26 protein-coding genes are annotated in these 26464 nt (G+C 30.1%); 12 read left to right on the top strand and 14 right to left on the bottom strand.

What is annotated here, in order from left to right:
• Window positions 1-799 (bottom strand): hypothetical protein (locus AC9UFV_RS05400; RefSeq protein ID WP_509573610.1); only part of this gene is annotated, 799 nt, incomplete at its 3' end.
• Between the two features lie 228 nt (window positions 800-1027).
• Here AC9UFV_RS05400 and AC9UFV_RS05395 point away from each other — a divergent pair.
• From AC9UFV_RS05395 to AC9UFV_RS05365, 7 genes are all read left to right on the top strand, one after another.
• On the top strand, window positions 1028-1333 hold the full coding sequence (locus tag AC9UFV_RS05395; RefSeq protein WP_509573607.1) for a hypothetical protein: 306 nt from the start codon (window positions 1028-1030) through the stop codon (window positions 1331-1333).
• A 58-nt stretch (window positions 1334-1391) separates the two neighbouring features.
• Window positions 1392-1787 carry a hypothetical protein gene (locus tag AC9UFV_RS05390; RefSeq protein WP_509573604.1) on the top strand — a complete coding sequence of 132 codons (396 nt, stop codon included), beginning with the start codon at window positions 1392-1394 and terminating at the stop codon, window positions 1785-1787.
• Between the two features lie 48 nt (window positions 1788-1835).
• Window positions 1836-2483 (top strand): hypothetical protein, encoded by a 648-nt coding sequence (locus AC9UFV_RS05385; RefSeq protein WP_509573602.1) that lies wholly within the window; start codon window positions 1836-1838, stop codon window positions 2481-2483.
• 64 nt (window positions 2484-2547) lie between these two features.
• On the top strand, window positions 2548-2907 hold the full coding sequence (locus tag AC9UFV_RS05380; protein WP_509573600.1) for a hypothetical protein: 360 nt from the start codon (window positions 2548-2550) through the stop codon (window positions 2905-2907).
• Window positions 2908-3013: 106 nt separating this feature from the next.
• On the top strand, window positions 3014-3283 hold the full coding sequence (locus AC9UFV_RS05375; RefSeq protein ID WP_509573598.1) for a hypothetical protein: 270 nt from the start codon (window positions 3014-3016) through the stop codon (window positions 3281-3283).
• A 9-nt stretch (window positions 3284-3292) separates the two neighbouring features.
• The gene (locus AC9UFV_RS05370) at window positions 3293-4027 is read left to right on the top strand and encodes an LEM-3-like GIY-YIG domain-containing protein (RefSeq protein WP_509573596.1); all 735 of its coding nucleotides are present in this window, start codon (window positions 3293-3295) and stop codon (window positions 4025-4027) included.
• 10 nt (window positions 4028-4037) lie between these two features.
• Window positions 4038-4190: a hypothetical protein gene (locus AC9UFV_RS05365; protein WP_509573594.1), complete on the top strand. Its 153-nt coding sequence runs from the start codon at window positions 4038-4040 to the stop codon at window positions 4188-4190.
• 73 nt (window positions 4191-4263) lie between these two features.
• On the opposite strand, the gene AC9UFV_RS05360 is transcribed toward AC9UFV_RS05365, so the two are convergent.
• The 12 genes from AC9UFV_RS05360 to AC9UFV_RS05305 form a co-directional block, all read right to left on the bottom strand.
• Window positions 4264-6246: a DUF349 domain-containing protein gene (locus tag AC9UFV_RS05360; protein WP_509573591.1), complete on the bottom strand. Its 1983-nt coding sequence runs from the start codon at window positions 6244-6246 to the stop codon at window positions 4264-4266.
• 139 nt (window positions 6247-6385) lie between these two features.
• Complete coding sequence (locus AC9UFV_RS05355; RefSeq protein ID WP_509573588.1) at window positions 6386-7126, bottom strand: shikimate dehydrogenase family protein; 741 nt, start codon at window positions 7124-7126, stop codon at window positions 6386-6388.
• Window positions 7127-7133: 7 nt separating this feature from the next.
• Window positions 7134-8528: a tetratricopeptide repeat protein gene (locus tag AC9UFV_RS05350; protein WP_509573586.1), complete on the bottom strand. Its 1395-nt coding sequence runs from the start codon at window positions 8526-8528 to the stop codon at window positions 7134-7136.
• Window positions 8529-8741: 213 nt separating this feature from the next.
• Window positions 8742-9929 carry an aspartate aminotransferase family protein gene (locus AC9UFV_RS05345; protein WP_509573584.1) on the bottom strand — a complete coding sequence of 396 codons (1188 nt, stop codon included), beginning with the start codon at window positions 9927-9929 and terminating at the stop codon, window positions 8742-8744.
• 9 nt (window positions 9930-9938) lie between these two features.
• Complete coding sequence (locus AC9UFV_RS05340; protein WP_509573582.1) at window positions 9939-11558, bottom strand: OstA-like protein; 1620 nt, start codon at window positions 11556-11558, stop codon at window positions 9939-9941.
• An 87-nt stretch (window positions 11559-11645) separates the two neighbouring features.
• Window positions 11646-12782 (bottom strand): Na+/H+ antiporter NhaA, encoded by a 1137-nt coding sequence (gene nhaA / locus AC9UFV_RS05335; protein WP_509573611.1) that lies wholly within the window; start codon window positions 12780-12782, stop codon window positions 11646-11648.
• 52 nt (window positions 12783-12834) lie between these two features.
• A complete protein-coding gene (locus tag AC9UFV_RS05330) occupies window positions 12835-14106 on the bottom strand; it encodes an adenylosuccinate synthase (protein ID WP_509573580.1) in 1272 nt (423 codons plus the stop codon).
• A complete protein-coding gene (locus tag AC9UFV_RS05325; RefSeq protein ID WP_509573578.1) occupies window positions 14106-14354 on the bottom strand; it encodes a hypothetical protein in 249 nt (82 codons plus the stop codon). Before AC9UFV_RS05325 ends, AC9UFV_RS05330 begins: the two co-directional genes overlap by 1 nt.
• Window positions 14341-14808, bottom strand: coding sequence for a Fur family transcriptional regulator (locus tag AC9UFV_RS05320; protein ID WP_509573576.1), 468 nt, complete (start codon window positions 14806-14808; stop codon window positions 14341-14343). The genes AC9UFV_RS05325 and AC9UFV_RS05320 overlap by 14 nt, the downstream gene beginning before the upstream one ends.
• 61 nt (window positions 14809-14869) lie before the next feature.
• The gene (locus tag AC9UFV_RS05315) at window positions 14870-17089 is read right to left on the bottom strand and encodes a RelA/SpoT family protein (protein WP_509573574.1); all 2220 of its coding nucleotides are present in this window, start codon (window positions 17087-17089) and stop codon (window positions 14870-14872) included.
• Window positions 17090-17161: 72 nt separating this feature from the next.
• Window positions 17162-17950 carry a TrmH family RNA methyltransferase gene (locus AC9UFV_RS05310; RefSeq protein ID WP_509573572.1) on the bottom strand — a complete coding sequence of 263 codons (789 nt, stop codon included), beginning with the start codon at window positions 17948-17950 and terminating at the stop codon, window positions 17162-17164.
• Window positions 17951-18017: 67 nt separating this feature from the next.
• Entirely contained in the window at window positions 18018-19820 is a 1803-nt protein-coding gene (locus tag AC9UFV_RS05305; RefSeq protein WP_509573570.1) for a T9SS type B sorting domain-containing protein, read from the bottom strand.
• 96 nt (window positions 19821-19916) lie between these two features.
• On the opposite strand from AC9UFV_RS05305, the gene AC9UFV_RS05300 reads away from it, so the two are divergent.
• The 5 genes from AC9UFV_RS05300 to AC9UFV_RS05280 are packed head-to-tail and all read left to right on the top strand — an operon-like array spanning window position 19917 to window position 25549.
• A complete protein-coding gene (locus tag AC9UFV_RS05300) occupies window positions 19917-20894 on the top strand; it encodes a GNAT family N-acetyltransferase (RefSeq protein ID WP_509573568.1) in 978 nt (325 codons plus the stop codon).
• Window positions 20891-21985 carry a DegT/DnrJ/EryC1/StrS family aminotransferase gene (locus AC9UFV_RS05295; RefSeq protein ID WP_509573566.1) on the top strand — a complete coding sequence of 365 codons (1095 nt, stop codon included), beginning with the start codon at window positions 20891-20893 and terminating at the stop codon, window positions 21983-21985. Before AC9UFV_RS05300 ends, AC9UFV_RS05295 begins: the two co-directional genes overlap by 4 nt.
• The gene (locus tag AC9UFV_RS05290; RefSeq protein WP_509573564.1) at window positions 21973-22989 is read left to right on the top strand and encodes a glycosyltransferase family A protein; all 1017 of its coding nucleotides are present in this window, start codon (window positions 21973-21975) and stop codon (window positions 22987-22989) included. The genes AC9UFV_RS05295 and AC9UFV_RS05290 overlap by 13 nt, the downstream gene beginning before the upstream one ends.
• On the top strand, window positions 22990-24492 hold the full coding sequence (locus AC9UFV_RS05285; RefSeq protein WP_509573562.1) for an oligosaccharide flippase family protein: 1503 nt from the start codon (window positions 22990-22992) through the stop codon (window positions 24490-24492).
• Window positions 24485-25549, top strand: a complete 1065-nt coding sequence (locus AC9UFV_RS05280) for an acyltransferase family protein (RefSeq protein WP_509573560.1) — start codon at window positions 24485-24487, stop codon at window positions 25547-25549. The genes AC9UFV_RS05285 and AC9UFV_RS05280 overlap by 8 nt, the downstream gene beginning before the upstream one ends.
• On the opposite strand, the gene AC9UFV_RS05275 is transcribed toward AC9UFV_RS05280, so the two are convergent.
• Complete coding sequence (locus AC9UFV_RS05275) at window positions 25542-26441, bottom strand: glycosyltransferase family 2 protein (RefSeq protein ID WP_509573557.1); 900 nt, start codon at window positions 26439-26441, stop codon at window positions 25542-25544. The two genes, AC9UFV_RS05280 and AC9UFV_RS05275, sit on opposite strands and share 8 nt — an antisense overlap.
• Window positions 26442-26464: the final 23 nt, after the last annotated feature.

The raw sequence follows: 26464 nt of genomic DNA, 5'->3' as shown, positions 1-26464 counted from the left end.
AGCCATAACATCTACCTTTTAAAACGATATAAAAATTGGGTTTAATTCTATCTAAACTTATTAGTTCAATTTTTTTTTTACAAGACAAGAAATTATTTAAATTCAATATTAAATCATAATAAAGTAATTCATGACTTTCTGGTAAAGCATATTTTTTAACCTCTTGAATTATACTTCCATAATAACCATTTAGATAAGAGTAATCTATAAACCAATGCAAAATATTTTCTCTAAAAGTGTTATTTGGCGATAATTTTATAACTACTTCATTAACAGTATTATAATCTAAACTCCGAAATAATAAACATATGTTAGAAGCTATTTTTAATCTATCCGACTCCTCAAAATCGAAAATCCTTGGATCTATAAATGCATTTAAACTATCGTATTTTTTTCGATATATTAATGTTTTAAAAATAGAAGCAATTTTAAGATGATATTCATAGGTTCTTAACTGAGTTTGTAGCCAAATAATATCCTCTTCAGAAATAATTTCACTTAATTCGATTTTTATAATTTGATTCCAAATGAACCATTCATCCTCACTTATCTTCTTTTTTTGATATGAACTATAGTTAGAAAACCCCAAATATTGACTAAGAATATTTAAGGTATTTAAATTAGGATTTGTATAATTTAAGAAACCAAAAAAACGTCTTATAGTATTAAAACCAATATACTTTTGAGTGCAATTTTCTATAGAAAGTAACAGCAATTTTAAATCTGATTGTTTTTTTATAGTGCTACCAAACTTTTTTTGAATTTCTATTCTTAATTGGTTGTGTGTATTACTGTTCATATATAATGGGCTAATTATGGGCTAAAATAATCTTTTTATATTAATATATTTGAAAAATTGATAGTAAATCAATTGGTTTATGTAAATTAATTTCACAAAGCTTAGAGATTAATGAAAATTGCTTTTTTAATTAATAGCTAGATCATTTTAGTATATTTTATAATAGTAGAAATAAGCTGAAAAACTACTTTAAAAAGGAGTAGGCAATAAATAAAAATCTATAAAAATATGGCAACAATTAAAGTAACAAAAGCAAGTTCTGTACAGAGTATTAAATCTCAATTTTCAAAAGAATTTAGTTGTAACATTAGAATTTACAATGGAATTAAATTTGCGGATGATAAAATGAAAATTAGTGAATTATCAAAGACAGATAATCCTGGCGGTAATTTAGAGCTTGGCGCTAGAAGTAGAGTAGAGAATGTTGAAAAGTATTTTAAAGAAACATTCGGAATTAAAGTACAAATTGCTAACGCTGACAATTCAAAATTAGCGGGTAACGAAATGACATTAACTCAAGCTGGTAAATTGTAATAAATTAATATAGAGGAGGGTAATTATGATTTTACCCTCTTTTTTAAACTTGAATAATATGGCAAGAGAAGTAACTACAACAGGATCAAAAAAACTAAAAACACTAAAAAAAGAATTTAATGAGCATTTTCCATATTTAAGTATTCATATTCATTCTTCTTCAATGGCGGCAAAAGCAAAAAAAGGGGAAACAATTTATTCTTTAGATTCAGAAAAAACTCTAACTGAAGTAAGAGAAAAAACAGGAAGTGGAACGATTTCATTTTCAGGAAGAAAAAAAGTAAAAACAATTGAACAGGAGTTCAACGAAATTTTCGGGTTGTATGTACAAATATGTTATACTGATTCTAAGGGATCTCGATTTTACACATCTGGATCTGGAGACGAAAAAACATTAACAGAATTAAACAGAGAAAAAGAAGCTGCAGGTTGTCAAAAAGGAGCGTGGAATTGAATTATTAATAATTTTTCAAAAATAAAATTTAACTATTAAATTATAATTATGAACACCAAAATAAAAACATTTGACAATCTAACACAAAGCCAAATTTCAGAATTAAAAAAAGGCGTAATTGAAGTTTCAGGAAAAGCTATGAATAGAACCGCTTTAGGAGTTGTTGATGCAATTTTTACTTTATATCCAAAAATCACTTTTTCAGAGTTAAAATTGATGCTTCCAGATTCAATAAATCCAGCAGCACCTAAAAATTATAAATCACTTTTTAAACCATATACCAATCGTTTATACGGGGTAGTTCAATCGGGTGAAATCAGAAAACAATCTGAAGCAGAAGGTCTGGATATAAGCGCTTCTCATTTTGTGGAGCCTGGAGAAACATTTTTCACTTCTGATGGAATAGAAATTTTAGTATCTAAATCTTGGGAATCTAATGATACTGAAACTGGTGAAAATGATTTACAAAATCTAATTGATCATGTTGCTCAATACGGTGTCCGAGTTACAAAAGTTGAGAAGAAAATGGCCTTTAATAAAGGAAGTTATGATATTAAAGTAATCAATCCTAGCTTCTTAAATGGTATTCAAAATTCTGAAAAGAAAATTAACTATTGGTGGATTATCATTTTAATTTTGTTAATATTATTAGGCTTATTTTATTTAATTAATAATAATTTAAGTTCAAATCATTAAAAGTAAAATAATTAGGCAGTGTGTAGTGTCTTATTTCTTAATAATAAATTTAAAAACAACAAAAATGGGACTATTAAACAATATTAAAGATCGATTTAAAAACGCGGAATTTAGCGTTGCGCCAAATAAAAAATTAAAAACAATTTCAAAAGATTTTAAAGAGGCTTTTGATCTCTCGTTGGTTTTTTATAAAGGAAATATGATTGCCGAAGATACATTAACTCTTTCAGCATTAAACAAAAAAACTACTAAAGACGTTAATTCAAATTCAAAAGAAGAATTAAAAATAAAAGCAAGCATGAAAGTGGGTCAAGTTGAAGATTTATTTGATCAAAAATTTGGTATTAAAGTTCAAATAAAGGATAAAACAGCTAAAAATTTAGTTGATAATGGTTTAACCATAGGGAACGCTTCTAGGTTATAATTTTTTTAAAACAACTATGATTTTAAAATTTTTGTGCATAAAGTTATTTAATTCAAAAAATAAATTTTGATTAAATAATTTCAATTTAAAAATAAAATTAAAGATTATGAGTACTCCAGAAGAACGAAAGAGAATTGCTGAAGCAAAAAAAAGAGAAAGGGAACGTGCAGCTGCAGAAAGAAAAAGAACAGCTGAAAATAAAAAAAGAGAACGGGAACGTGCCTCGGCTGAAAGAAAAAGAGCATCAGAAGTTAAAAAAAGAGAACGAGAAAGAGCTTCAACTGAGCGTAAAAGAGTCGCAGAGGCAAAAAAAAGAGAACGTGAAAGAGCAGCTGCCGAACGTAAAAGAAAAGCCGAAGCTAAAAAAAGAAAATAAATAGGAGTTATGTTTGACAATCTTACTGCCGATAAATTAAAGTATTATGTTTATGCTCTTATAAATCCAATTAATAATAAACCTTTTTATATAGGTAAAGGAAAAGAAAATAGGGTATTTGCTCACAAAGAAGAGGTGCTCAAGAATAAAGACTTCAACAGTATCAGTTTGAAAGCTGAAGAAATTATTTCAATTATAAATAGTGGTTTAGAGATAAAACACATAATAATTAGACATGGATTAAATGAAAGCGTATCATTTTTGTTAGAATCAACTTTAATAGATTTTATAAATTTCTTTGATGAGAAACTTAAGAATAAAGCACTAGGGCATGAAAGCAATTTTTATGGAATTAAAACTACTGATGAAATTATCAGATTGTATAATGCTCCCAAACTTGAAAAATTGTTTCACGAGGTTATTATCATAAATATCAATAAAAATTATTTAAAAGCAAAATCTAAAAATACAAGTATTTATGAAGCTACAAAACAAGCTTGGAGAGTTGGGGAGTCTAGAAGGAATGTTGTTAAATATGCTCTTGCTGAGTATCAAGGTATCATTATAGCTGTTTATAAAATTTCGGATTGGTATCCAGTAACCACTAATAATAATAAATTCAATAACCGGTGGGGTTTTAATGGAGAAATAGCAGTATCAGAAATTTCTGATTTATATTTAAATAAATCAATTAAGCATGTTAAAAAACCAGGAGCGGCTAATTCAATAAGGTACATACTATAAAAAATTAATTATGAAAAAGTATGGTTTTTCATTTTCTTTAAACAGATTATTGGGTATTACACAAATGAAGCAAAAGATTGCTAGAAAAACTGGAATACCTACCACCAGAGGTGGAATAGAACGTAAAATTGGTTCAAGATTATTGAGATTTTTTTTAAAATAATATAAAAAATATAAAGATACTATTTCATAAAAACCTCGCAATTCGAGGTTTTTTACGTTTAAAGTAGTACAGTTTATTCTACATTTATACTTCTAATTTGCTTTAGTTTTTCTTTCCAAACTTCAAGCGTTTCTTTCTGAATTTCAATATTTTTTCGAACTTCTAATACAATTGAATTTTCTTTCTTAGCATTTTTAGTATTGGTAAAAAACTGAATATTATTTTCTAATTGGAAGATTTCATTTTGAACTTCATCAATTTTGCGCATGATGAATATCTTTTCATTTTCAATTTTTCGAGTATCATTAGATTCTGATAAATTTCCTACTCTATTTGAAAATCTAGCCATTTCAGTTTCTTTTTTACTTAAGCTTAATTTTTCAAATAAAGCATCTAATATTTTATTGAATTTACCTTCAATATGTCGTCTTGCAAAAGGAACTTTCCCTAAACCTTTCCAATTTTCAATATGCAATTTAATTGCATCTAAATCAGCTTTGTGTTCACCAATTAATTGAAATTCTCTAAGTTGTTCTAAATATGCTTTCTTTTTCTCAAATGATTCCATTTCTTCAGAATTAGCTTCATTTTTCTGTGCCTTTAATACTTCAAAATAATGATTGCAAGCAGCTTTAAACTCAGCCCAAATTGAATCTGAATACTTTCTTGGAACGTGTCCAATCAATTTCCATTCTTCTTGAATTTGCTTCATTAATGGTGTTGTCGTCGTAAAATCCTCACTTGTTTGGAGTGCTTTTGCTCTAGCAACTAATTCCATTTTTTTATTCAAATTATCTTGTTGTTCTTTTTTAATATCCTTATAAAATGAATTTTTAAAGGTATTGAAATTACGAACTGCGGTTTTGAATTCATTCCAAGTACTTTCGTTTACTTCAGCCGGTACTTTACCAGCCGCGAAAAATGCAGCTCTCAATGCTTCAACTTTATCTATTTGTGATTGCCATTGGCTATGAGCATTAACTTTCTCTGTAGCTAACACTTCAATTTGAGCAATAATTACTTTTTTACGTTCTAAATTTTCTTTCTCAGTTCCACGTTGCGCTTCAAACAAAAGTTCTCGTTTATCGTGCATTTGTTTGGTTAATTCGCTAAATCGATTCCAAATTTCCTCGCGATTTTCTCTCGAAACTGGACCTATATCTTCTTTCCAAATTTTGTGTAAATCTTGTAATTCACGAAATGCTTTGTTAATATCAGCTTCGCCTACTAATTCTTCAACGCGTGAGATTATTTTCAGTTTTTGGTCTAAATTGTGTTTGAAATCTAAGTCGCGCGCTTCTCGATCCAAGTGTAAATAATCGTAGAAATTCTCAACATGGAAATGATAATTATTCCAAACGTGATTGTATTTGTCCTTTGGAATTGCACCTGCATTTTTCCAACGCTCTCTTAATTCGTTGAAATGTTTAAGTGTATCCTTTATGTTTTCTTGTGGTTTAATTAGCTCTTTTAATTCTTCAACTATGGCTAATCGAACTTCAAGATTATTTTTTAAGTTATTTTGTAAATTCTTAAAATGAGCATTCTTTTTATCTCTATATGAAGAATACAATTGATCAAATTTAGATTTTAATGGAAAATGATAATGGAATTCGTCTTTCGATTCGGGGTTTTCAGCATTAAATTCTTCTTTTTTTTCGTCAATAAAATGGTAATATTTTGGTAAAAATGAATTTTTTATCTCTTCTACATGGTCCTTAACCGACATTATTTTTTCAACAGAACTAAGTTTTTCTAACTCGGCTATTAATTCTTCCATTGACAATGATTCGTAATCTAGCATCGGAATTTCATGACGCTCTTTTAGCGTTTCATCTTCATTTTCTGCTGCATTTTCATTTTCAATTGCTGTTATTGCATCATTTGTTTCAGTCACTTCTTCAGCAACTTCAATTGCTTCAGATGCAATAGGCTCAGTTGTAACTTCTTCAACTTCGTGAGCTTCTGTTTGAATCACTTCTTGTGATCCGTTTTCTACACTTCCATCTGTCTCGTTTGTTTCAACTGACAGGTTATCATTCTTTTCTTCTAACATTTTTAAAATGTTTAAGGTTCATATTTTTTAAAGCACGAAAGATAGCAAAAGACCAATCAAAATTCAAAGATTTTTTGATATTTAAACTGATTTTTTCTCAAAAAAGTTTGATTATTTTGCTAATTTCTAAATTCAGAGTTTATAATCCCCAAATAGCCCATGATTTTTCGGCTTGAAGAGTCAACATTTCCAAACCATTTTTGATTATTGCTCCTTGTTCCTTTGCTTTATTTAAAAATAAGGTTTCTGCGGGATTGTAGATTAGATCAAAGGCAATATGGATGGATGTGAAATATTCATATGGGATTTCAGGACAAGAATTTGTATTTGGAAAAGTCCCAACTGGTGTACAATTAATTATTATTTGAAATTCTTCAAATGTTTTTTCATTAATTTGGTTGTAACCAATAGAATTAACAATAGCTTTTCTAGAAACAAATAAATAAGGAATTCCTATTTGTTTTAACGCATAGGCTACTGCTTTTGATGCGCCCCCAGTTCCTAAAATAAGTGCTTTTTTGTGGTTTACATTTAATAAAGGTTCTAATGATTTTTGAAATCCATGGTAATCGGTATTGAACCCTTTTAATTTCCCAGATTTTGTAATTTTAATTGTATTTACAGCCCCAATTTCAGTTGCTCGTTTCGATAATTCATCGAGAAAAGGAATAATTGCTTCTTTGTAAGGAATGGTAACATTTAGTCCAGAAATAGTTGGATTTCGTTTAATGAATTCTGAAAATTCTTCAATATTTTGTAAGTCTAAATTGTCATAGGAATAGTCTACCAAATTTAGCTTTTCAAATTTTTCTCCAAAATAACCTTTCGAAAAAGAATAACTAATATTCTTCCCAACTAATCCAAATTGGTGTTTTGCCATTCAATAATTATTTTGAACATTTATTGATTGCGTTTTGCACCATTTTACGTGTCCAAACCACAGGAAATAATTCCTCAAGGATGGTTTTATTGCTGAAGCTCAATCGAAGCCCGTTGCTTAAATGGAATTTTGCTTTGGATTCATCGTGAATCATGAAATACAATCCTGCTAATCGGTATTCTACTTCGTATTCTTCAGGAAAATATTCTGAAGCTTGCAATAAAGTATGAATTGCACTTTCAAATTCACCTAAATATTGAAGAATATCAACCCAAAACAACCAAGTATCCAATTGGTAATCGCCAAATTCAACCGCTTTTCTATAGCCAAATTCAGCTTCTTCAAATAAATTCAGTTCCTTGTTAATGGCTGCAAATCGTTTCCAATAAAAACGATTTTGGTTATCAATATTCAACGCTTTATTTACAAAATAAAGTGCTTTTTCAAATTTCTTTTGACGAACATAAAAATCAGTAATGGCAATCCAACCTTTGTCTAATAAAGGATCTTCGTGAACTGTTTTATTGAAATATTTAATTGCTAATGCTTTTTTACCTAATTTTTCATAGCATTTACCCATTCGAAGTAAGGCATAAGATGTTGCTTCGTCTAATTCGATTGTTCTAGTGTAACTTTCAATTGCTTTTTCATACATTTTCAGTCTTTCATAAGCCTTTGCTTTTTCCATGTAGGCACCAAGAAATTCATCGTCAATTAATGTAGCATATTCGAAAGCTCGAAGTGCCTCCTCGTATTTTTTCAATCCGTAATTCAACCTTCCAATTTGATGCCATGCAATTTCACTGTATGGATTTTTATCGGTGTATTTAGTCAAATACTCAATTGCTTCATCGTTTTTATCTAAAAATTCGAAGCAATAAACCACATTATACAATGCGGCTTGGTCTTCGGTATCTTCTTCCAAACACTTGATAAAATTTTCTTTGGCCAATTCTAATTTGTCCATGAAAAGGTATTCCATTCCAATTAAATTGTAAACATCGGCATAATCATCAGTATATTTTAGGGCAATTTGAAGTAATTCAACTGCTTTTTCGTGGTTGTCTTTTTTCGAATAAATATTAGCTTTTTGAATATAGATTTCTTCGTTGGTAGGTTCTATTGCATACAATTCATTTAACAACTTTTCTGCAAGATCAAGTTTGTCTTCAAAAACTAACATTTCTACTTGTACTAATTTTAATCCGGTGGATCTTGGGTGTTGTTCCAGAGCTAATTTCAGGGCTTTTTTAGCCAAAGCTGGCTTGCCCATATCAAGGTAGTGAAGGATAATTTCTTCAAATTCTTCGGAATCAAAAAAGAGCACTTTGTTGGTTTTCAACATCGACTCAAACTTTGATAAGGATAATTTGTACTCGTCTTCTTCGTCGCTTATATGCATGCTTATTTTGTTTAATTTATCCTTTAATAAAGGTAAGAATATAATTCTAATTTTGGAATTGAATACTTTTTTTTGTGAACAATTTAATTAACAAAAAACAGTTTATTTATAGGTGATTTTTTAGCCCTGATAGAAGGGAAAATCCCTTAATATTGCTCAGGATGAAGCAATATTGAGGATTGGAATGATAGCAGGAATAGCTTCTAATAAAACTTAGATTTCTTTTAAGATTTCGTCCATGACTTGAAGAATTATTTGACACCCTTCTTCAATTTCGCTTTCTGAAATGGTTAATGGCGGTGTGATTCTGATGGCGCAACCTTCAAATAATAACCAGAATAAAATGAGACCTTTTTCTTGGCATTTTAAGATTACTTTGGTCGTAATATCTGGAGATTCGGTCATGGCTGCTAACATTAATCCTTCGCCTCGAACTTCTTTTATTAATGGGTGAATAAGGAGTTTTCTGAATAATTTTTCTTTGTGAATTGCATCCGACATTAAGGTGCTTTCAGTTAATTCTTGTAGAGTGGCAAGGCAGGCTGCTGCAATTACAGGGTGTCCCCCAAAGGTGGTTATGTGGCCTAATTTAGGGTTATTGCTCAATAAATCCATGTGTGCTTCAGAGGCTGTGAAACCACCAACGGGCATTCCGCTTCCCATTCCTTTTCCCATAATTACAATATCGGGAACGACATAGTAGTTTTGAAATCCGAATAATTTTCCTGTTCGTCCAAAACCGGGTTGGATTTCGTCGAGAATCATTATGGCACCTACTTCAGTGCATCGGGCGCGTACTTTTTTTAAAAATCCATTGAAAGGTTGAATAAATCCAGCGCCGCCCTGAATGGTCTCTAAGATAATCCCAGCTGTTTTTGTGGTTATTTTCTGTAAATCGTCTTCGTTATTGAAGGTTATAAAATCGACATCGGGAACTAATGGGCGGAAAACTTGCTTGCGTTCTTCAAATCCCATTACACTCAACGAGCCCATTGTATTTCCGTGATAGGCATTGTGGCAAGAAATCAATTGACTTCTTCCAGTAATGCGTCGGGCCAATTTTAATGCGCCTTCGGTAGCTTCGGTTCCTGAATTTACTAAGTAGGTTTTTTTTAATGGATAGGGAAGATGGTCGGCTAATAATTTACAATATTTTACTGCTGGGCTTTGGGAATATTCTCCGTAAACCATTACGTGCGAATATTTATCCAATTGATTTTTAATTGCATTATTCACTCGTGGATGCTGATGTCCGAGCGTGCAAGCTGAAACGCCAGCTACAAAATCAAGGTATTTTTTGTTGTTGGTATCGTATATATAAGACCCAATGGCGTGCGAAACTTCCATCCCGAGTGGGTAAGGAGACGTTTGGGCTTGGTATTTTAGGAAATCGTTGTTCAATTTACTTTTTTATTTGTCTTTGTATTCTAAGGTTTCTTTTCGGACTTTCATCGGAACATCCGCTTTGGCTTTTAAGGCTTTACTTGCTTTCACGATTTTTTCGTTCATTTCGTTTTCTTCTTTGGTAAATAAATCGTCAATTGATTTTATTCGTTCGTCACCACGCCAAATAAATCCTCTCAATTTTCTTGCATTTTCGGGTAATTCTTTCTCAGGATAAATATCGCTATCTGGTTTGTCAAAAAGAGTCAAATCATCGATTTTATTTTTATCCAATTTCAGATTTATTTTACTGCAAACACTTTTATTAATTCCAATGAGTTCTTGTTTGTCATTTCGCATGTAATAAATGACTTCAGTATTTTTTATAATATCTACGTTATCAAGGGTTTTGTCTTTGAATTTCCCATATAAATTTTGACCTTTAACTTGATTAAAACCTGTTCCAATGGTGTCTTTAGAGACTATAAACGCGTTGCTTAACACTTTGAGAGAGTCTAATTTTTCGGTGTCATTATTGCCAATTAGATGCATTATATCGCCCGTCATTTGGTTTTCAAAATTCCATAGAATTGGTCTTCCAATGAGTTTTGTAAGTGCTTTTTTCTGATCGGAATGAATGGAATCGCACTTACCGCTTAAATTTATTTTATAGAACTTTGCATCTTTGAAACCACGAATTATTCTGTTGTTTTCTTTACCTGTAATCATTAATTTTTGAGCGTGAATATAAATCGAATCTTTTTCAATTAAGCTAATCGCTAAGGCTCTTTTGGTAACATAAACAGAGTCTTTAAACTTATAAATTTCAGCATAATGTCCTTTTACAATGATTTTATTTACGGTATCGGTAATTTTTACATTGTTGGTTGCTGATGCAAATCCTCTTTTCATATTATAAAACAAGCTATCACCTTCTATTAAACGATTATTGTATTCTATTTTGGAATTTCGTTGCAATCGAGCAATGTCTTTTTTGGTATCGTAAAAACCGTTTTCTGTATAGATTTTGTTGTCTTTTCCATCAATTGTTGATGGCCCTAACAAATAGGAATGACCCGAATTAGTATAATAATCCAAGTGATTTGATTTGATAATATTTTCAGGAGTTTTTATTACAACAGCGGTTAAAAACTGGTATTTTTTCTGGGCTACATAGTATTTTCCTGATTTACTTTTCAACGAATTTCCTTTGTTGTTAATTACTCCTCCAGTAGTATAATAGGCTTCTTGACTGTTTCTATTAAAGTTCAAAGTATCTGTTACTAACGACATATCTGGTGATCTCAAAACCACATCGCCGGTTGCATATGCTTGTTTAATATTGCCATTGTACTCGGCATATTTGCTGGTCATTGTTAACGAGTCTCCTTGAATAATTTGTACGTTTCCAAAGGCTTTGATGTAATTTTCTTTTTGAAACCAATAAGCTTTATTACAGGTTAATATCGCGCCGTCATGATTCACACGCACGTTACCAGTTAATAATGCAGCATCAGGAATTTCTATTTGATTGATATCTGCAAAATCGGAATGTTCAATGATAATTTTCTTTGGCGTCTGAGCCATTATCGTTTGCAAACTGAAAAGGATGATGCAGCTATTTATAAGAAATAAGTACTTTTTCAAAGGTTTAATTTTTGTCAAATTTAAGAAAAAGGAAGCAATGCTGCTGCAAATTAAGATATATTTATTAATTGATTTAAATGAATTTTATTAATCCCTTTTTAGTTTGATTTTTAAAAAAATATATCCACTAATTGCTGCAATTGATGAAGCGATTAATATTGCAATTTTAGAGTTGATGATATCTTCATTGTTTTCGAATGCCAAGAGACTTATAAAAATAGACATAGTAAACCCAATTCCGCCCAAAATAGCCGCTCCGAATATGGAATTCCATTTTAAACTTTTTGGCAAAATTCCAATTCCAAGAAGTACGCCTAAATAGGAAAATAGCCAAATACCAATGGGTTTTCCTATAACTAATCCTAGAATTATCCCGATACTATTTGTATGACTCAAACCTTCATACCAATTTGAATTTAATACAATACAAGTATTTGCTAAAGCAAATAAAGGCAAGATGATAAATGCGACTGGTTGGTGTAAAATGTGTTGTAATTTATAAGATATATTTTTCTTACTTCCATCTCCAAAAGGAATTACAAAAGCTAATAAAACGCCGGTAATTGTAGCGTGAACTCCTGAATTCAGCATATAATACCACATCAGTATTCCACCAATTAAATAAGGAATTAGATTGTTTACTTTAAGTCGGTTTAGAATAAATAAAACTCCTAAAATCAATAAAGCAATCCCTAAATTCAATAAAGAAATACTTGAAGTATAGAATATTGCAATCACAATTATTGCTCCTAAATCATCTATAACTGCTAAGGCGGTAAGGAATACTTTTAAAGACATTGGTACTCGATTTCCTAATAGCGATAGGATTCCAATTGCAAAAGCGATGTCTGTAGCCATTGGAATTCCAACACCAGATTGTGTGGTTGTTCCATAATTAAATCCAGCATAAATCAAAGCGGGAATTAGCATTCCTCCAATAGCTCCAATTAAAGGTAATGAAGCTTTTTTTAGCGACGAAAGTTCCCCGATATATACTTCACGCTCCAATTCTAATCCAATCAAAAGAAAGAAAATGGTCATTAACCCATCGTTTATCCATTCTACGAGACTGTGATTCCCAATTTCATAATTCCATATTTTAAGGTATTCGATTTGGAAAATAGAATTGGCTAAAAACAAAGAAATTAGAGTTGCAAATAGTAATACCAATCCACCCGCTTTTTCACTTTCAAAAAAGGACTTGAATAAATTGGTTTCTTTCATATTAATTTGCATTAAACATAAAACGCCTTGATTTCTCAAAGCGTTTCTTTTATTATTTTATGATTGTTTGTTTACGATCGGGACCAACAGAAACTATTTTAATTGGAACTTCAACTTCTTTTTCGATGAAGTCAATATAGTTTTTCAATTCTATCGGTAACTGATCATAAGTGGTCATTCCTGTTAAATCTGCTTTCCAACCTTTAAATTCTTTGTATATTGGCGTTACATTTTCAGGTTCGATATTATAAGGTAAATGTGCAATATTTTGACCTTTGTAATTGTACTCTGTGCATACTTTTAAGGTTTCAAATCCAGATAAAACATCTCCTTTCATCATCATTAATTGGGTTACCCCATTAACTTGGATAGCATATTTTAAAGCTACTAAATCCAACCATCCGCATCGTCTTTGTCTTCCTGTAACAGAACCAAATTCGTTACCAACTCTTGCCATTGTAGCTCCATCTTCTTCAAAATCTTCAGTAGGGAAGGGACCGCTTCCAACACGTGTTGTGTAAGCTTTAAATATCCCGTAAACTTCTTTGATTTTATTTGGTGCAATTCCTAAACCAGTACAAGCTCCGGCAGCAGTAGTATTTGACGAAGTCACAAATGGATAAGTTCCAAAATCAACGTCCAATAAAGAACCTTGTGCACCTTCACAAAGTATTGATTTTCCTTCTTTTTGAGCTTGGTGCAAATATTCTTCACTATCAATGAAAGTCAATTTTTTTAAGTCTTCAATAGCTTCGAAAAATTCAACTTCAAGTTCCGCAAGATTGTATTGAATCGCAACATCATAAAATTTAATCATAGCTTCATGCTTGTCAGCTAATGCTCTGTATCGTTCTTTAAAATCTTCTAATTCAATATCTCCAACACGTAATCCATTTCTACCAGTTTTATCCATATAAGTTGGACCAATACCTTTCAAAGTAGAACCAATTTTAGCTTTCCCTTTTGAGGCTTCCGAAGCTGCATCGAGTAAACGGTGGGTTGGTAAAATTAAATGTGCTTTTCTTGAAATGATTAATTTGTTTTTAATATCTAAATTAAAACGCTCTAATCCTTCGATTTCTTTTTGGAAAACAACAGGATCAATTACCACACCATTTCCGATAATATTTATGGAATTTTTGTGGAAAATCCCAGAAGGAATAGTTCTCAAAACGTGTTTTATTCCATCAAATTCTAAAGTATGACCTGCATTCGGCCCACCCTGAAAACGGGCAATTATATCATATTTTGACGTAAGTACGTCTACAATTTTTCCTTTACCTTCATCTCCCCATTGTAATCCTAATAATAAATCTACGGTCATTATGCTGTTGTTTGTGTGTTGCTATTTATTGTTGTTTTTTTTGTTTTTTTTTTAATGAATTCTATTTTTAAAAAGTAACTTAATATTCCTAAAATTAGTGCAGTTAATGAACTAACAAACAGAGTTTTTAAAAAGAATTTTAAACTATATGAGTCAAAGCCATCAAATAATTGCAATACAATTCGATAGGCTAAAGAAAAGACAAATACAAAAACAAATGTTTTTTTGAAATAATCACTTGATTTCATTATTTGATTTTTTTGTTCCGTATAAATACAAAGAGTGATTGTGCACTTCTATGTCAAATATTTCTTCAATGGTTTTTTTAATCATTTGAATTCTAGGATCGCAAAATTCAATTACTTCTCCAGAATCTGTCATAATTAAATGGTCGTGTTGCTTATCGAAATAGGACTTTTCATAATGCGCTTGATTTTGTCCAAATTGGTGTTTTCTAACCAAACCGCAATCCAATAAAAGTTCAATAGTATTGTAAAGTGTTGCACGACTCACACGATAATTTTTGTTTTTCATCTTCAAATAAAGATGTTCAACATCAAAATGATCTACACTGTCATAAATTTCTTGAAGAATAGCGTAGCGTTCAGGTGTTTTCCTGTGTCCCTTATTTTCAAGATATACCGTAAAAACATTTTTTACAATTTCTTGATTCTTACTATTATCTACTGAAATTAGTGTCATATTCTGCAAAGATAAATTATTATTTTAATAATAAAATGATTCCACTTGATTGTTAAAAACTTTAATTTTTATATACTCGAGTTACCTTGTCAATCCCTTCTATTTTGCGGATTTTCGCCATCATTTTTTCTAGAATAGTATTGTTTTTAACAATAACAGCTACCTTTCCGTTAAACAATCCGGCTTCAGTTGTAAGTGAAATACTTTGAATGTTAATATTCATATTGCTTGAGATCACTTTGGTGAGTTCGTTGGTAAGTCCTAAAAAGTCCATTCCGGTTATAAATAAAACGGCTTTAAACTCTTGTTGTGATGAATCGATCCACATTGCTTTTATGACTCTATAAGCATAATTTGATTGCATGCTTAGAGAATTCGGACAATCTTTTTTGTGGACTTTAATTCCTTCATTTATAGTTAAAAAACCAAAAACATCATCACCTACAATCGGATTACAGCAAGTTGATAATTTGTATTCTAGTTTGTCTTGTTCAGGACCAAATACTAATAAATCAAGATTGGAAATAATTTCATCTTTAGAAATTTGTTCAATATTAGCCGAGGGAGATCTTTTGATTTTATTCTTGAAGAAATTAATAAAAGAATTGCTTTTTAATGCCGCAAATTCCTTTAATTTTTGGTTTTCTATGGTTCCATTTCCAACTCTATAAAATAAATCCAAACTTGTTTTGAGTTTGAAGAAAACAACAAGTTCGTTTACAGTTTTTTCATTTAAGGTAACTTTTAAATGGCGTAATTTTCGTGTTAAAAGCTCTTTTCCTTCTTCAGCAATTTTCTTAGTATTTTCATTTAATACGTTCTTGATTTTGGTTCTTGCTCTTGAAGTAGTAACATAATTTAGCCAGTGTGGTGTAGGTTTTTGATTATCAGATGTGATAACCTCAATTTGATCACCACTTTTTAATTCGTAATTGAGTGGCACCAACTTTCCATTTACCTTTGTTCCACGGGTGCGAACTCCAATTGCAGAGTGAATACTGAACGCAAAATCCAATGTTGTAGCTCCTTTTGGAAGGGATTTTATTTCTCCAGAAGGTGTAAATACAAATATTTCTTTGGAATAAAGATTCATTTTAAAATCTTCAACAAAATCAACTGCATTTTTTTCTTGGTTTTCCAATGCTTCTTTCAATTGGTTCAACCAAATATCCAAACCACTTTCTTCCGTTGCCCCTTGTTTGTATTTATAATGGGCTGCATACCCTTTTTCAGCAATTTCGTCCATTCGTTCACTTCGAACTTGAATTTCAACCCATCGTCCCATTGGCCCCATTACGGTAATGTGTAGGGCTTCGTATCCAGTAGATTTAGGAGAAGAAATCCAATCACGCAACCTGCTAGGGCTTGGTCGATAGTGATCGGTAACAATTGAATAGATCTTCCAAGCTAAAAATTTCTCGTCGTGGGCATTTGATTTGTAAACAATTCTTAATGCAAATTTGTCATAAACTTCTTCGTAACTCACATTTTGAGCCTTCATTTTTCTACGAATAGAATATATAGATTTTGGTCGTCCTTTAATTATGTAATCAACGCCTTCTTCATCTAAAGATTTTTTAATTACTTCAGAAATATTCTTGATGTATTCGTCTTGCTCTTCTTTGGTTTCTTTAATTTTGTCAACAATATTCTTGTAAACAGCGGGCTCTGTATATTTTAATCCTAAATCTTCTAATTGGGTTTTGATATTATAAAGCCCTAAACGATGGGCGAGTGGTGCATAAATATATAATGTTTCGGAGGCAATTTTTGTTTGTTTGTAATCCACCATCGAATCCATAGTTTGCATATTATGAAGTCGATCAGCCAATTTTATTAAAATAACTCGAACATCATCATTCAATGTAAGGATCATTTTCCTAAAATTTTCTGCTTGCATGGAAGAATTTAAATCTTTCTGAATTTTAGAAATTTTGGTTAATCCATCGACTAATTGAGCAACTTTAGGATTAAACATTTTTTCAATATCTTCCACTGTGATTTCAGAATCTTCAACTACATCGTGAAGCAAAGCAGCAGCAATTGATGTGGGACCTAAACCTATTTGCGAAGCTACAATTTTTGCAACAGCAATGGGATGGAAAATGTAAGCTTCACCAGATTTCCTTCTTTGTTCTTGATGGGCATCAACTGCAACATCAAAGGCTTTTCTGATTAATTTTTTATCTTCAGCAGATAATTTTTGATAACTTATTCGGAGAAGTTCTTTGTATTCTTGGGCAATAGCCTTGTTTTCTTTCTCTATTTCGATTTCTGTCATAGCTATTTTATTCAATCTTTAAAATTATGAATAAGTTATTAGTTGTGCAAATGCTATTTTATTAAAAAAATATTAAAATCCTCGTTGTCTTTTTGCTTCAAATATTAAAATCGCAGCCGCAACAGAAACATTCATTGAATCAATTTCACCTTGCATTGGAATAATAATATTTTGAGTAGCTGCATCACGCCATTCTTGTGATAATCCTGTAGCTTCAGTTCCAACAACCAATGCTGAAGGAGTTGTATAATCTTGAGTATGATAGGAAGTAGAATTTTGTAAGGTGGCGCAATAAAAATTTATATTTTTTTCTTTTAAATAGGTGATAATTTCAGTGGTAGTTCCAGTAGCAATTTGATTCGTAAACAAACAACCCACACTTGAACGGATAATATTTGGGTTATATAAATCTCCATTTGGATTTGCTATAATTACAGCGTCAAGATTTGCAGCATCGGCAGTTCTCAATAATGCTCCTATATTTCCGGGTTTTTCGGGTGCTTCTGCAATTAATAGCAGAGGATTTTCATTTAGTTTTAAATCAGCCAAACTAAAACTCTTACTATTTGCAACAGCAATAACACCTTCAGTGCTTTCGCGATAAGCTAATTTTTCGAAAACGTCTTTGTTGATTTCAATTGCATTATTTGATTGTTTTACTAATTCATTTATTTCCTTTTCAGATATTAATTCCGGGTAAAACAATAAAGTATCAATTTTATAACCGCCTTTAATAGCTAATGAAATTTCCCTTTTTCCTTCAATTAAAAAGGTGCCAGTTTGTTTTCTAGCTTTCGCTTTTTCCTGAAGAAGTACAAGTGATTTTATAAACGGATTTTGAGCAGATGTAATTAGTTTCAAAATGGAAAATTAAATTTATTTATTGCAAATATAATCAGAGAAAGTGAGGTAATTTATTAATTGAAAACTATTTTGTCAAATATAAATATCCAGTTAATGGTTCGGTATAATTTGGATCGTTTAATTCAATTACATAATAATAGGTTCCCGATGGAACTTGATTGTCATCAATCAAAAGGCCGTTATTAGCAAATCCGTCCCATTCATTTGAATTATTGTTCCCTGTCCAAACTAATTTTCCCCAACGATTATAAATTGATATTTTGTGATTCAAAAAGATATCTTTTAATCCTTCAATATGAAAGGTTTCATTAAAGCCATCGTTATCAGGTGAAACAAAATTATAAACGGTGGGTGGGCAGTTTTTTGTTGTTAATAAAAATGAAGTAATACTGTAACACCCACCATTTTCTATTCGAATAAAAATTGTTTTGGGTGTATTTATTGCGATGTAGTTTAAGGAATTAAGAATAGGATTCACGTTATTTTGAGCGTTTGACAATGATTCAAAAAAACTAACTGTATCTGATGAATTGACTTTTACTAAAGTTTCATAATCTGAAAAGTTAAATAAACCCCTTGAATTCCCTAGATTACAAGATTCTAAATTGGGTACAATATTAAATAATGGCGCTACAGAAAGCACAACTGGCATGACAAATTTGTTATTGTATTCGTTTATTTCAGCTACAATTCCAACTGCCGAACCAAGATCATCAACCATCATCATTAAATTGAAATTATTTGGAATTGAATTTGGAATTACCACAGTAACTTGCCCCGTTTCATTACCGTCAATAGGAATATTTGTTTGGGTGTAAATAGTTCTAATATAATTATCATTTGCATAAATTGATATGGGTGTATTCGAAGGTAAAATAGCAGTTGAATTTGGATTCATCACCTTGTAATTTACCAAAATAGATCTTGAATCACATTGTTTCTCGACATTACTTATTTCAATTATGGCATCTGGAAGTTGACTATTTAATTTGGTAACAATTGCATTAATCATCACAAAATCTTGACTTGATGTTAGTTGAATTTGAGCTGTAGTATCTCCAATTGATATGTTATTTTGAATTGGATAAACATCCAAATCCATATTGTATAAAACATTAGAATTTGTCAAACTATTTGTACCATTAAAGGCGTTATTCACAGGATTTAATGGAGGATTTCCTATTGGAGCACCATTAATTCTTAATGTTTCATTTACTGCAATTCCTGAATCTCCTTCCCAAGCTAGGAAACCTATTTTAGCATCATTATTATCAATTACATTTAAACTATTTAAGGTAATGTTAATTTCGTCAGGAACGGCTTGCATTCCGTCATAAACATTCAATTGATTTAAAGACAAACTTGGATTTTTATAGACTACAATAATTGCCCAACCAGCAAAATTGGTACTTCTCTGAGAATGAAAATCGATATAAGGTGAAACATCAAGATCAGACAAAGTATAATTTCCATTTCCTGTTGATTGAACTTGACCAGTAACATCTTTAAATGCACTGAAATAGTCAAAAATAAGGTTTGATACCGCTCTTTGAATTATAAAAGTTCGATCAGGCTGAATTGCTTGACCATTTAATTTAACATCAAAATCTCCTGGCCCACAACCAGCCCAATATAGGTAAGCTTTTTCAATTTGGTCATTTGGATTTAATGACAATTGTGCCGATGAAGAAGTTAGAACAGAAACGGATGTTTGAAATGAATTTTCTATCGGATTTAAAGTATTTCCAATAAAAACAAAATCATATTTCCCATTAAATTGTTGGAATAATGATACGTCCTGACCAAAAAAGGTACTTGTTATAAGTAATAAACTCGTAATAAGGGCGTTTTGAATCAGTCGTTTCATTATTTTTAATAATTGATTAAAAATACTAATTTATTTTAATAAAATAATGATCGAATTAAATTAAATGATTAATTTTCCAATGTTTAAAATTTGAATTTGAAAAATTACATAGTAAAGAGGTACGAATCGAAGTATTTTGATGAATGGAATGCGTTTATTAGCACCGCCAAGAACGCTACTTTTCTATTCAATAGAGATTTTATGGAATACCATTCTGATCGATTTGAAGATTTTTCGTTATTGATTTATGATCAAGATAAATTAGTTGCTGTTTTACCTTCAAATAGAGTAGGGGCAACTGTTTTCTCTCATCAAGGATTAACTTACGGGGGGTTAGTTTTGCCTCTAAATTCTAAATTGTACAATGTAGTTTTTATTTTTAAAACGATTTTACAGTATTTAAACAATAATGGTATTTCTTCTCTAAACATTAAAAAAATACCATCTATTTATTGTGATACTTTATCTGACGAGATTGATTATTTAGTTTCTATTTGTAAAGGGATTACATCGATGAAACACGCTGTTTCGGTGATTAATTTAAAATCAAATTTTAAGATTTCTAAATCAAGAAGGGAATGTATAAATAGAGGAAAAAAATTAAATTTAGAAATTAAAGAAGAAGACAATTTAGATTCTTTTTGGAATACTATTTTAATTCCAAACTTAAAAGAAAAATACAACTCAAAACCGGTACATTCTTTAGATGAAATAGTTTCCTTAAAAGCTAAATTCCCAGATAACATTAAGCATTTTAATGTTTATTATAATAATAATATTGTTTGCGGAACAACCCTTTTTATTACTAAAAATGTAGTAAAACCTCAATATATTTCTGGTACTGAAAGTAATAATTTACTTGGTAGTATTGATTATTTGTATGACTATTTAATAAATGAAGTTTCTAAAGGAAGAACTTATTTTGATTTTGGACCTTCACATGAAAATGATGGTTTGAATATTGTAAAAAACATCAATTTTTGGAAGGAAAGTTTCGGGGCACATACATTGGTTCAGAATTTCTACGAAGTAGAAACTTCAAATTATGAATTACTTGACACCATTTTGATATGATAAAATTTCTTGACTTAAATAAAATTAATCAGCCTTACGAGAATGCTTTTCAAAACAAATTGAAAAGTGTTTTAGATAGCGGTTGGTATATTCTAGGTGAAGAAGTGAAACTTTTCGAGAGAAATTTTGCAAACTATTGTCAATCGAAATATTGTATTGGTGTTGGAAATGGTTTTGATGCTCTTACATTAATTTATAAAGCTTATATTCAGTTAGGAAAAATGCAAAAAGGGGACGAAGTTATTGTCCCTGCAAATACTTACATCGCAACAATTTTATCAATAATTCAAGCTGATTTAGTTCCGGTTTTGGTAGAACCAAAATTAGAAACTTATAACATAAATCCTAATTTAATTACAGATAAAATCACAATTAAAACACGATCTATTTTAGTGGTAAACCTTTACGGTCAATTGGCGGAATTAGATGTAATAAATGAGATTGCTAAAAAAAACAATTTGATTGTAGTTGAAGATTCTGCTCAGTCACATGGAGCGATTTCAAATAATATTAAATCAAATAATACTCAATCTTTTAGCTTTTATCCAGGAAAAAATCTGGGCGCTTTAGGGGATGGTGGTGCCGTTATAACTAATGAAGATGATTTGGCTGAAATATTATTTTCAATTAGAAATTATGGATCTCAAGTGAAATATTACAATGATTTTATAGGAGTTAATTCCCGTTTAGATGAGCTTCAAGCGGCATTTTTAAATATAAAATTACCCAACTTAGATAATGAAAACCAAATTCGTAAAAATATTGCGAAACGTTATTTGCTTGAAATCAATAATGATAAAATTACGCTTCCTTTTTGGGATTTTTCTGATAATCATGTGTTTCATTTATTTGTAATTCGAACACTAAAAAGGTTTGAATTACAAGATTATTTGAAGCAAAATGGAATTGAAACTCTAATTCATTATCCTGTTGCTCCTCATCGTCAAAAGGCATTTCAAAATTGGAATAATTTGCAATTACCAATTACAGAAAAAATTCACGATGAAGTTTTGAGTTTGCCTATAAGTCCTGTGATGACAGCCGAAGAAGTTGATTATGTGATTCAAAAATTGAATTCATGGACATATTAATAAAATCATTTAATCGTCCTTATTATCTGGATAGATGCATTCAAAGTATTTATTTAAATGTTCATGATAATGATTTTAATATCATAGTTTTAGATGACGGAACTCCGCAAAAATACCTTGACAAATTAGTTGAAAAACACCCTGAAATTAAAATTCTTAAATCAGATTTATATTCAGAGAAATCGAAAGCTATTGCAAATGGAGATTCAAATGTAAATCCAAAAATTCCGATAGATTTATGGATTAATGCTGCTGAAAAGGCATCAAATTATTTTTTACTTATAGAAGATGATTTTTGGTTTACAAAACCCATAAATTTAAAAAAAATCAGATTGAATTTAGAATCTGATAAAATTAAAATGTTGAAATTATGTTGGCTTGGAAACTCCAATTTACTCCCTAAGAACAGAGAAAGTTCTAATGATGAGTATTCAATATTTACGCCAAATTTATATACTACAAATCCTTTTTTATTTAATCTTATTTTTAGATTGCATCGCTTTAAAATTAGAAAAATATTGACTTTTCTAAATATTTATAGTTTAGAGAGATTTTTAGAGTATTATACTATTTATGCAACTTCAGGGGCTATATTTAAGAAAAAGTATTTTTTAAAGTTATGGAAAAATCATAATAATAGTGTTGATGAACTACTTCAATTGAGCAAGGCTGTTGAATATATAAATAGAAAGAAAAAACCACAATATTTTGGTTTTACGAAAACTGAATTAATGAAAACAGGTTTTCTTTCTTCCGCAAGTAATCAAAGTAAAATATATGACAACGTGAATTTTGATATGTTTATTTTAAACAGAATAATAAATGAAGCATGGTTTAACCAAGTTTTTGATTCTATGGAAAATTATCCAAACGATATGAATTATGTCAAGATAGAGGAGTTATTAGTTGCTGCAAATAATTATTCAGCGTCTAACACTGAATGGAAAAAATGGGTTGCCGAATTTAAAAATCAATACCAATCTTTTGGATGTAATATTGAATAAATGGAAATTAACAATAAAGAAAATTCACACAAAACGATCCTAAATGCTACTGGAATATTTGGATTTGCACAAGCAATGAAAATGTTGGTAAGCATTGTAGGGTCTAAGTTTGTAGCAATTTTCTTAGGGCCATTTGGAATAGGAATAGTAGGTTTATTAAATAATACAGTTGCAATAATTAGTTCATTTACAAACTTTGGAATTAATATTACTGGAGTTCGTGAAGTAAGTTTGGCAAATGCTGAAAACGACCAATATAAATTCTCACAACGGTTTATAGTATTGCAAAGATGGTCGATAATCACCAGTATTATTGGCGCTTTGGTAACTATTTGTTTTTCAAAATTGCTTAGCAAATTGACTTTTGGTAACACAGATTATTATTTTTGGTTTGTAATTTTGTCAGTAAATTTTGTTTTTTCAAATTTATCAACCAGTCGAATTGCTTTATTGCAAGGCCTTCGAATGATAAAATCGATTGCAATTTCAAATGTTTTATCTTCGGTTTTAATCACTTTAATAACAGTTCCTATCTATTACTTTTTCAAATTTGATGGGATTATTGCTGTAATTTTAGTATCTAGTTTTATCAATTTATTAGTAAACTTCTATTTTACCAGAAATATTAAAATAGATAAAATCTCACTTTCTGTAGTCGATACATTTCATAAAGGAAAACCACTAATGAAAATGGGTTTTCTATTATCTATTAATGTTATTTTTGGTCAAATATGTAGTTATTTGATTAAATTGTATTTGAATGGCAATGGTTCAAGTGCTGAAATATTGGGGTTGTTTGAAGTGAGTTCCGTAATTTTAATATCGTACGTCGGGCTCATTTTCAATGCTATGGGAGCCGATTTTTATCCTAGAATTACCCAAATCCAAAGTGACAATTCCAAAGTTAAAGAGTTAGTAAACGATCAAATTGAAATGGGTTTATTATTGGTAACTCCAGCAATAATTTTCATGTACTTTAGTGGTCCAATTATTGTAGAATTGCTTTATTCAAATCACTTTTTAGGAGTTTTATCTATTTTTAAAGCAGCGTTATTTGCGATTATTTTAAAATCAGTAATTTGGCCTTTAGCCTTTGTAATTTTAGCCAAAGGCGATAACAAATTGTATTTCAAACAAGAAATTATTAGTGATATAGTTTTATTAGTTTCAACCCTATTTTTCTATCATTTTTTAGGTTTAGTAGGAATTGGAATTGCTAGTTTGATCCAATTTATATTGTATGCATTTTATATAATTCCGATTTTAAAAAGCAAGTATGATTTTTCGATTCGTAAAGATACATTTCGAGTAATATTGGTTTGTTTTTTTATTGGTATTTCAGCTAGTACAATCACTTTCACGATTGATTATCCTTATGCTTACTATCCTCTAGGATTAATTTTAGTTTTTTCAATTTTATATTCTTATAGAGAATTAAATAAACGAGTTGACATTTTTTCTTACATTAGAAAGATAAAAAGAAAATTCAAACACCATGAATAAGGTTAATTTTCCAGCACTAACAGGTATTCGAGCTTTGGCTGCTTTTATGGTATTTATTCACCATTACAATCCTTTTTCTATTGAATTTTTTGGAAAATACATTCACGATTTTTTTAGCGAATTTCATATCGGTGTTACGATTTTCTTTGTTTTAAGTGGATTTTTGATTTGCAACCGATATTTTGACGAACCAAATTTTTGTTTTAAAAATTATCTTATTAAACGAATAGCTAGGATTTATCCAATGTATTTTATACTAACCACACTTACATTTCTGTTTTTTGCATTGGTATATTCCCAATATAGTTGGAATGATTTACATAATTATTTTTATAACATTTCATTCTTAAAAGGATTTTCGGACGATCTTAAATTCACAGGAATCGCCCAGGGTTGGTCTTTAACCGTTGAAGAAGTTTTCTATTTCACAGCTCCTTTATTTTTTATTTTTATAAATAAAAGCAGGTTTTTCCTAGTAATAATCCCTCTGTTTTTTATTGGTTTGGGACTATTATTAGTTTCCTATTTTAGTGAAATTGACTGCAATGGATTCATGAAATCAATTAATTTTATGTTGGATTACACTTTCTTTGGTAGAATTTGTGAATTCTTTATTGGAATGGGATTAGCACTAATTGTTCGAAAACATCAAACTAGTTTTAAGGGCATTACCTACTTTGGATTATTAGGAATTATTTTGAGTGTTTGTGCCTTGGTTTCACTAAAGGTTGAGGGCGGATTTGGAGTAGATTCATTTTTAGGAAAAGTAATCAATACTTTAGTGTTACCGGTTATTGGAATTGCACCTTTATTTCTTGGGTTAATTGAAGAAAAGACTTTAATATCTAATTTATTTAGCACCAAAATACTACAATTATTGGGTAAAAGTTCATATGTTTTCTATCTAATTCATATGGGAATTTTTGCCACCATTTTGAATAAAATCAGTACAAATTATTGGATTGTATTTATAGCTTTAAATTTAATTTCAATCCTATTATATCTATTTATTGAAAAGCCATTAAATAAGTTAATTCGAAAAATCTCCATTAATTAGGATAATTCTTGAATTTTTTTCTCCATGAAATTGTTATTCGTAGTCCTAAATTCTTAATCAATAAATTTAAATTTCTATATTTAAAGGAATGAATAATTTCATGATGAACTCTTTTTTGAAGTGACAAATCTTCTATTTTTGAACGGTTTAATTTTAAAGCCTTTTTTAGAATTTTATAAGTAGATAAATTGATTCTGTGTTTTTTCTTATAGAAATTGGATCCTAATGAGTTGGTTACCGTTCTTTTTTTAACTAAAACGTCATCGATAAAGTCAAATTCATACTCTCTTGAAGCCCTAATCCAAGAATCCAAATCTTCGTAATCTAATGTTTCATCGTATCCCTCCAAAAAGTCAAACACACTTTTTTTGATTAATGCAGAAACAGAACAAATGCTATCTCCTGTTGATAATACAGAACTATAAATATTTCCAGTGACCCTTTTTGAAATCACTTTTCCATTTGCATCTACAGGAAAATAATATGAATTAAAACTCCCATCTTCATTAATTATTTCAGCATTTCCATAAACAACGCCTAGATTTTTATATTTACTATTCTGAAAAGCATTAATTTGTAATTGTATTCCATTTTGCACTATTAAATCATCTGCTGCTAAATCAATAATATATTCGCCTTTAGCAAATTTTAATGCAGTATTAAATGATTTAGTGTTTCCTCTATTTACTTCATTTGCAATAAATTGCACCTCTGAATGTGATAAAAGCCAATTATTTATTACTAGTTTTGTATTGTCAGTACTGCAATCATCCACAATAATTAACTCAATAGGTTGGTAATTTTGTTCCACTACAGAATTCAAAGTCTCAACCACAAATTTTTCGTGATTGAATGCCAAGCAAATTATTGATACAAGTGGATTTTCTTGCATATTATTAAAAAGAGTTATATTTG

Source organism: Flavobacterium sp. (assembly GCF_044349645.1).
GTDB lineage: Bacteria > Bacteroidota > Bacteroidia > Flavobacteriales > Flavobacteriaceae > Flavobacterium.
Note: the sequence above shows the minus strand (reverse complement) of the source record. Positions and strands in the feature narration are given on the sequence as shown.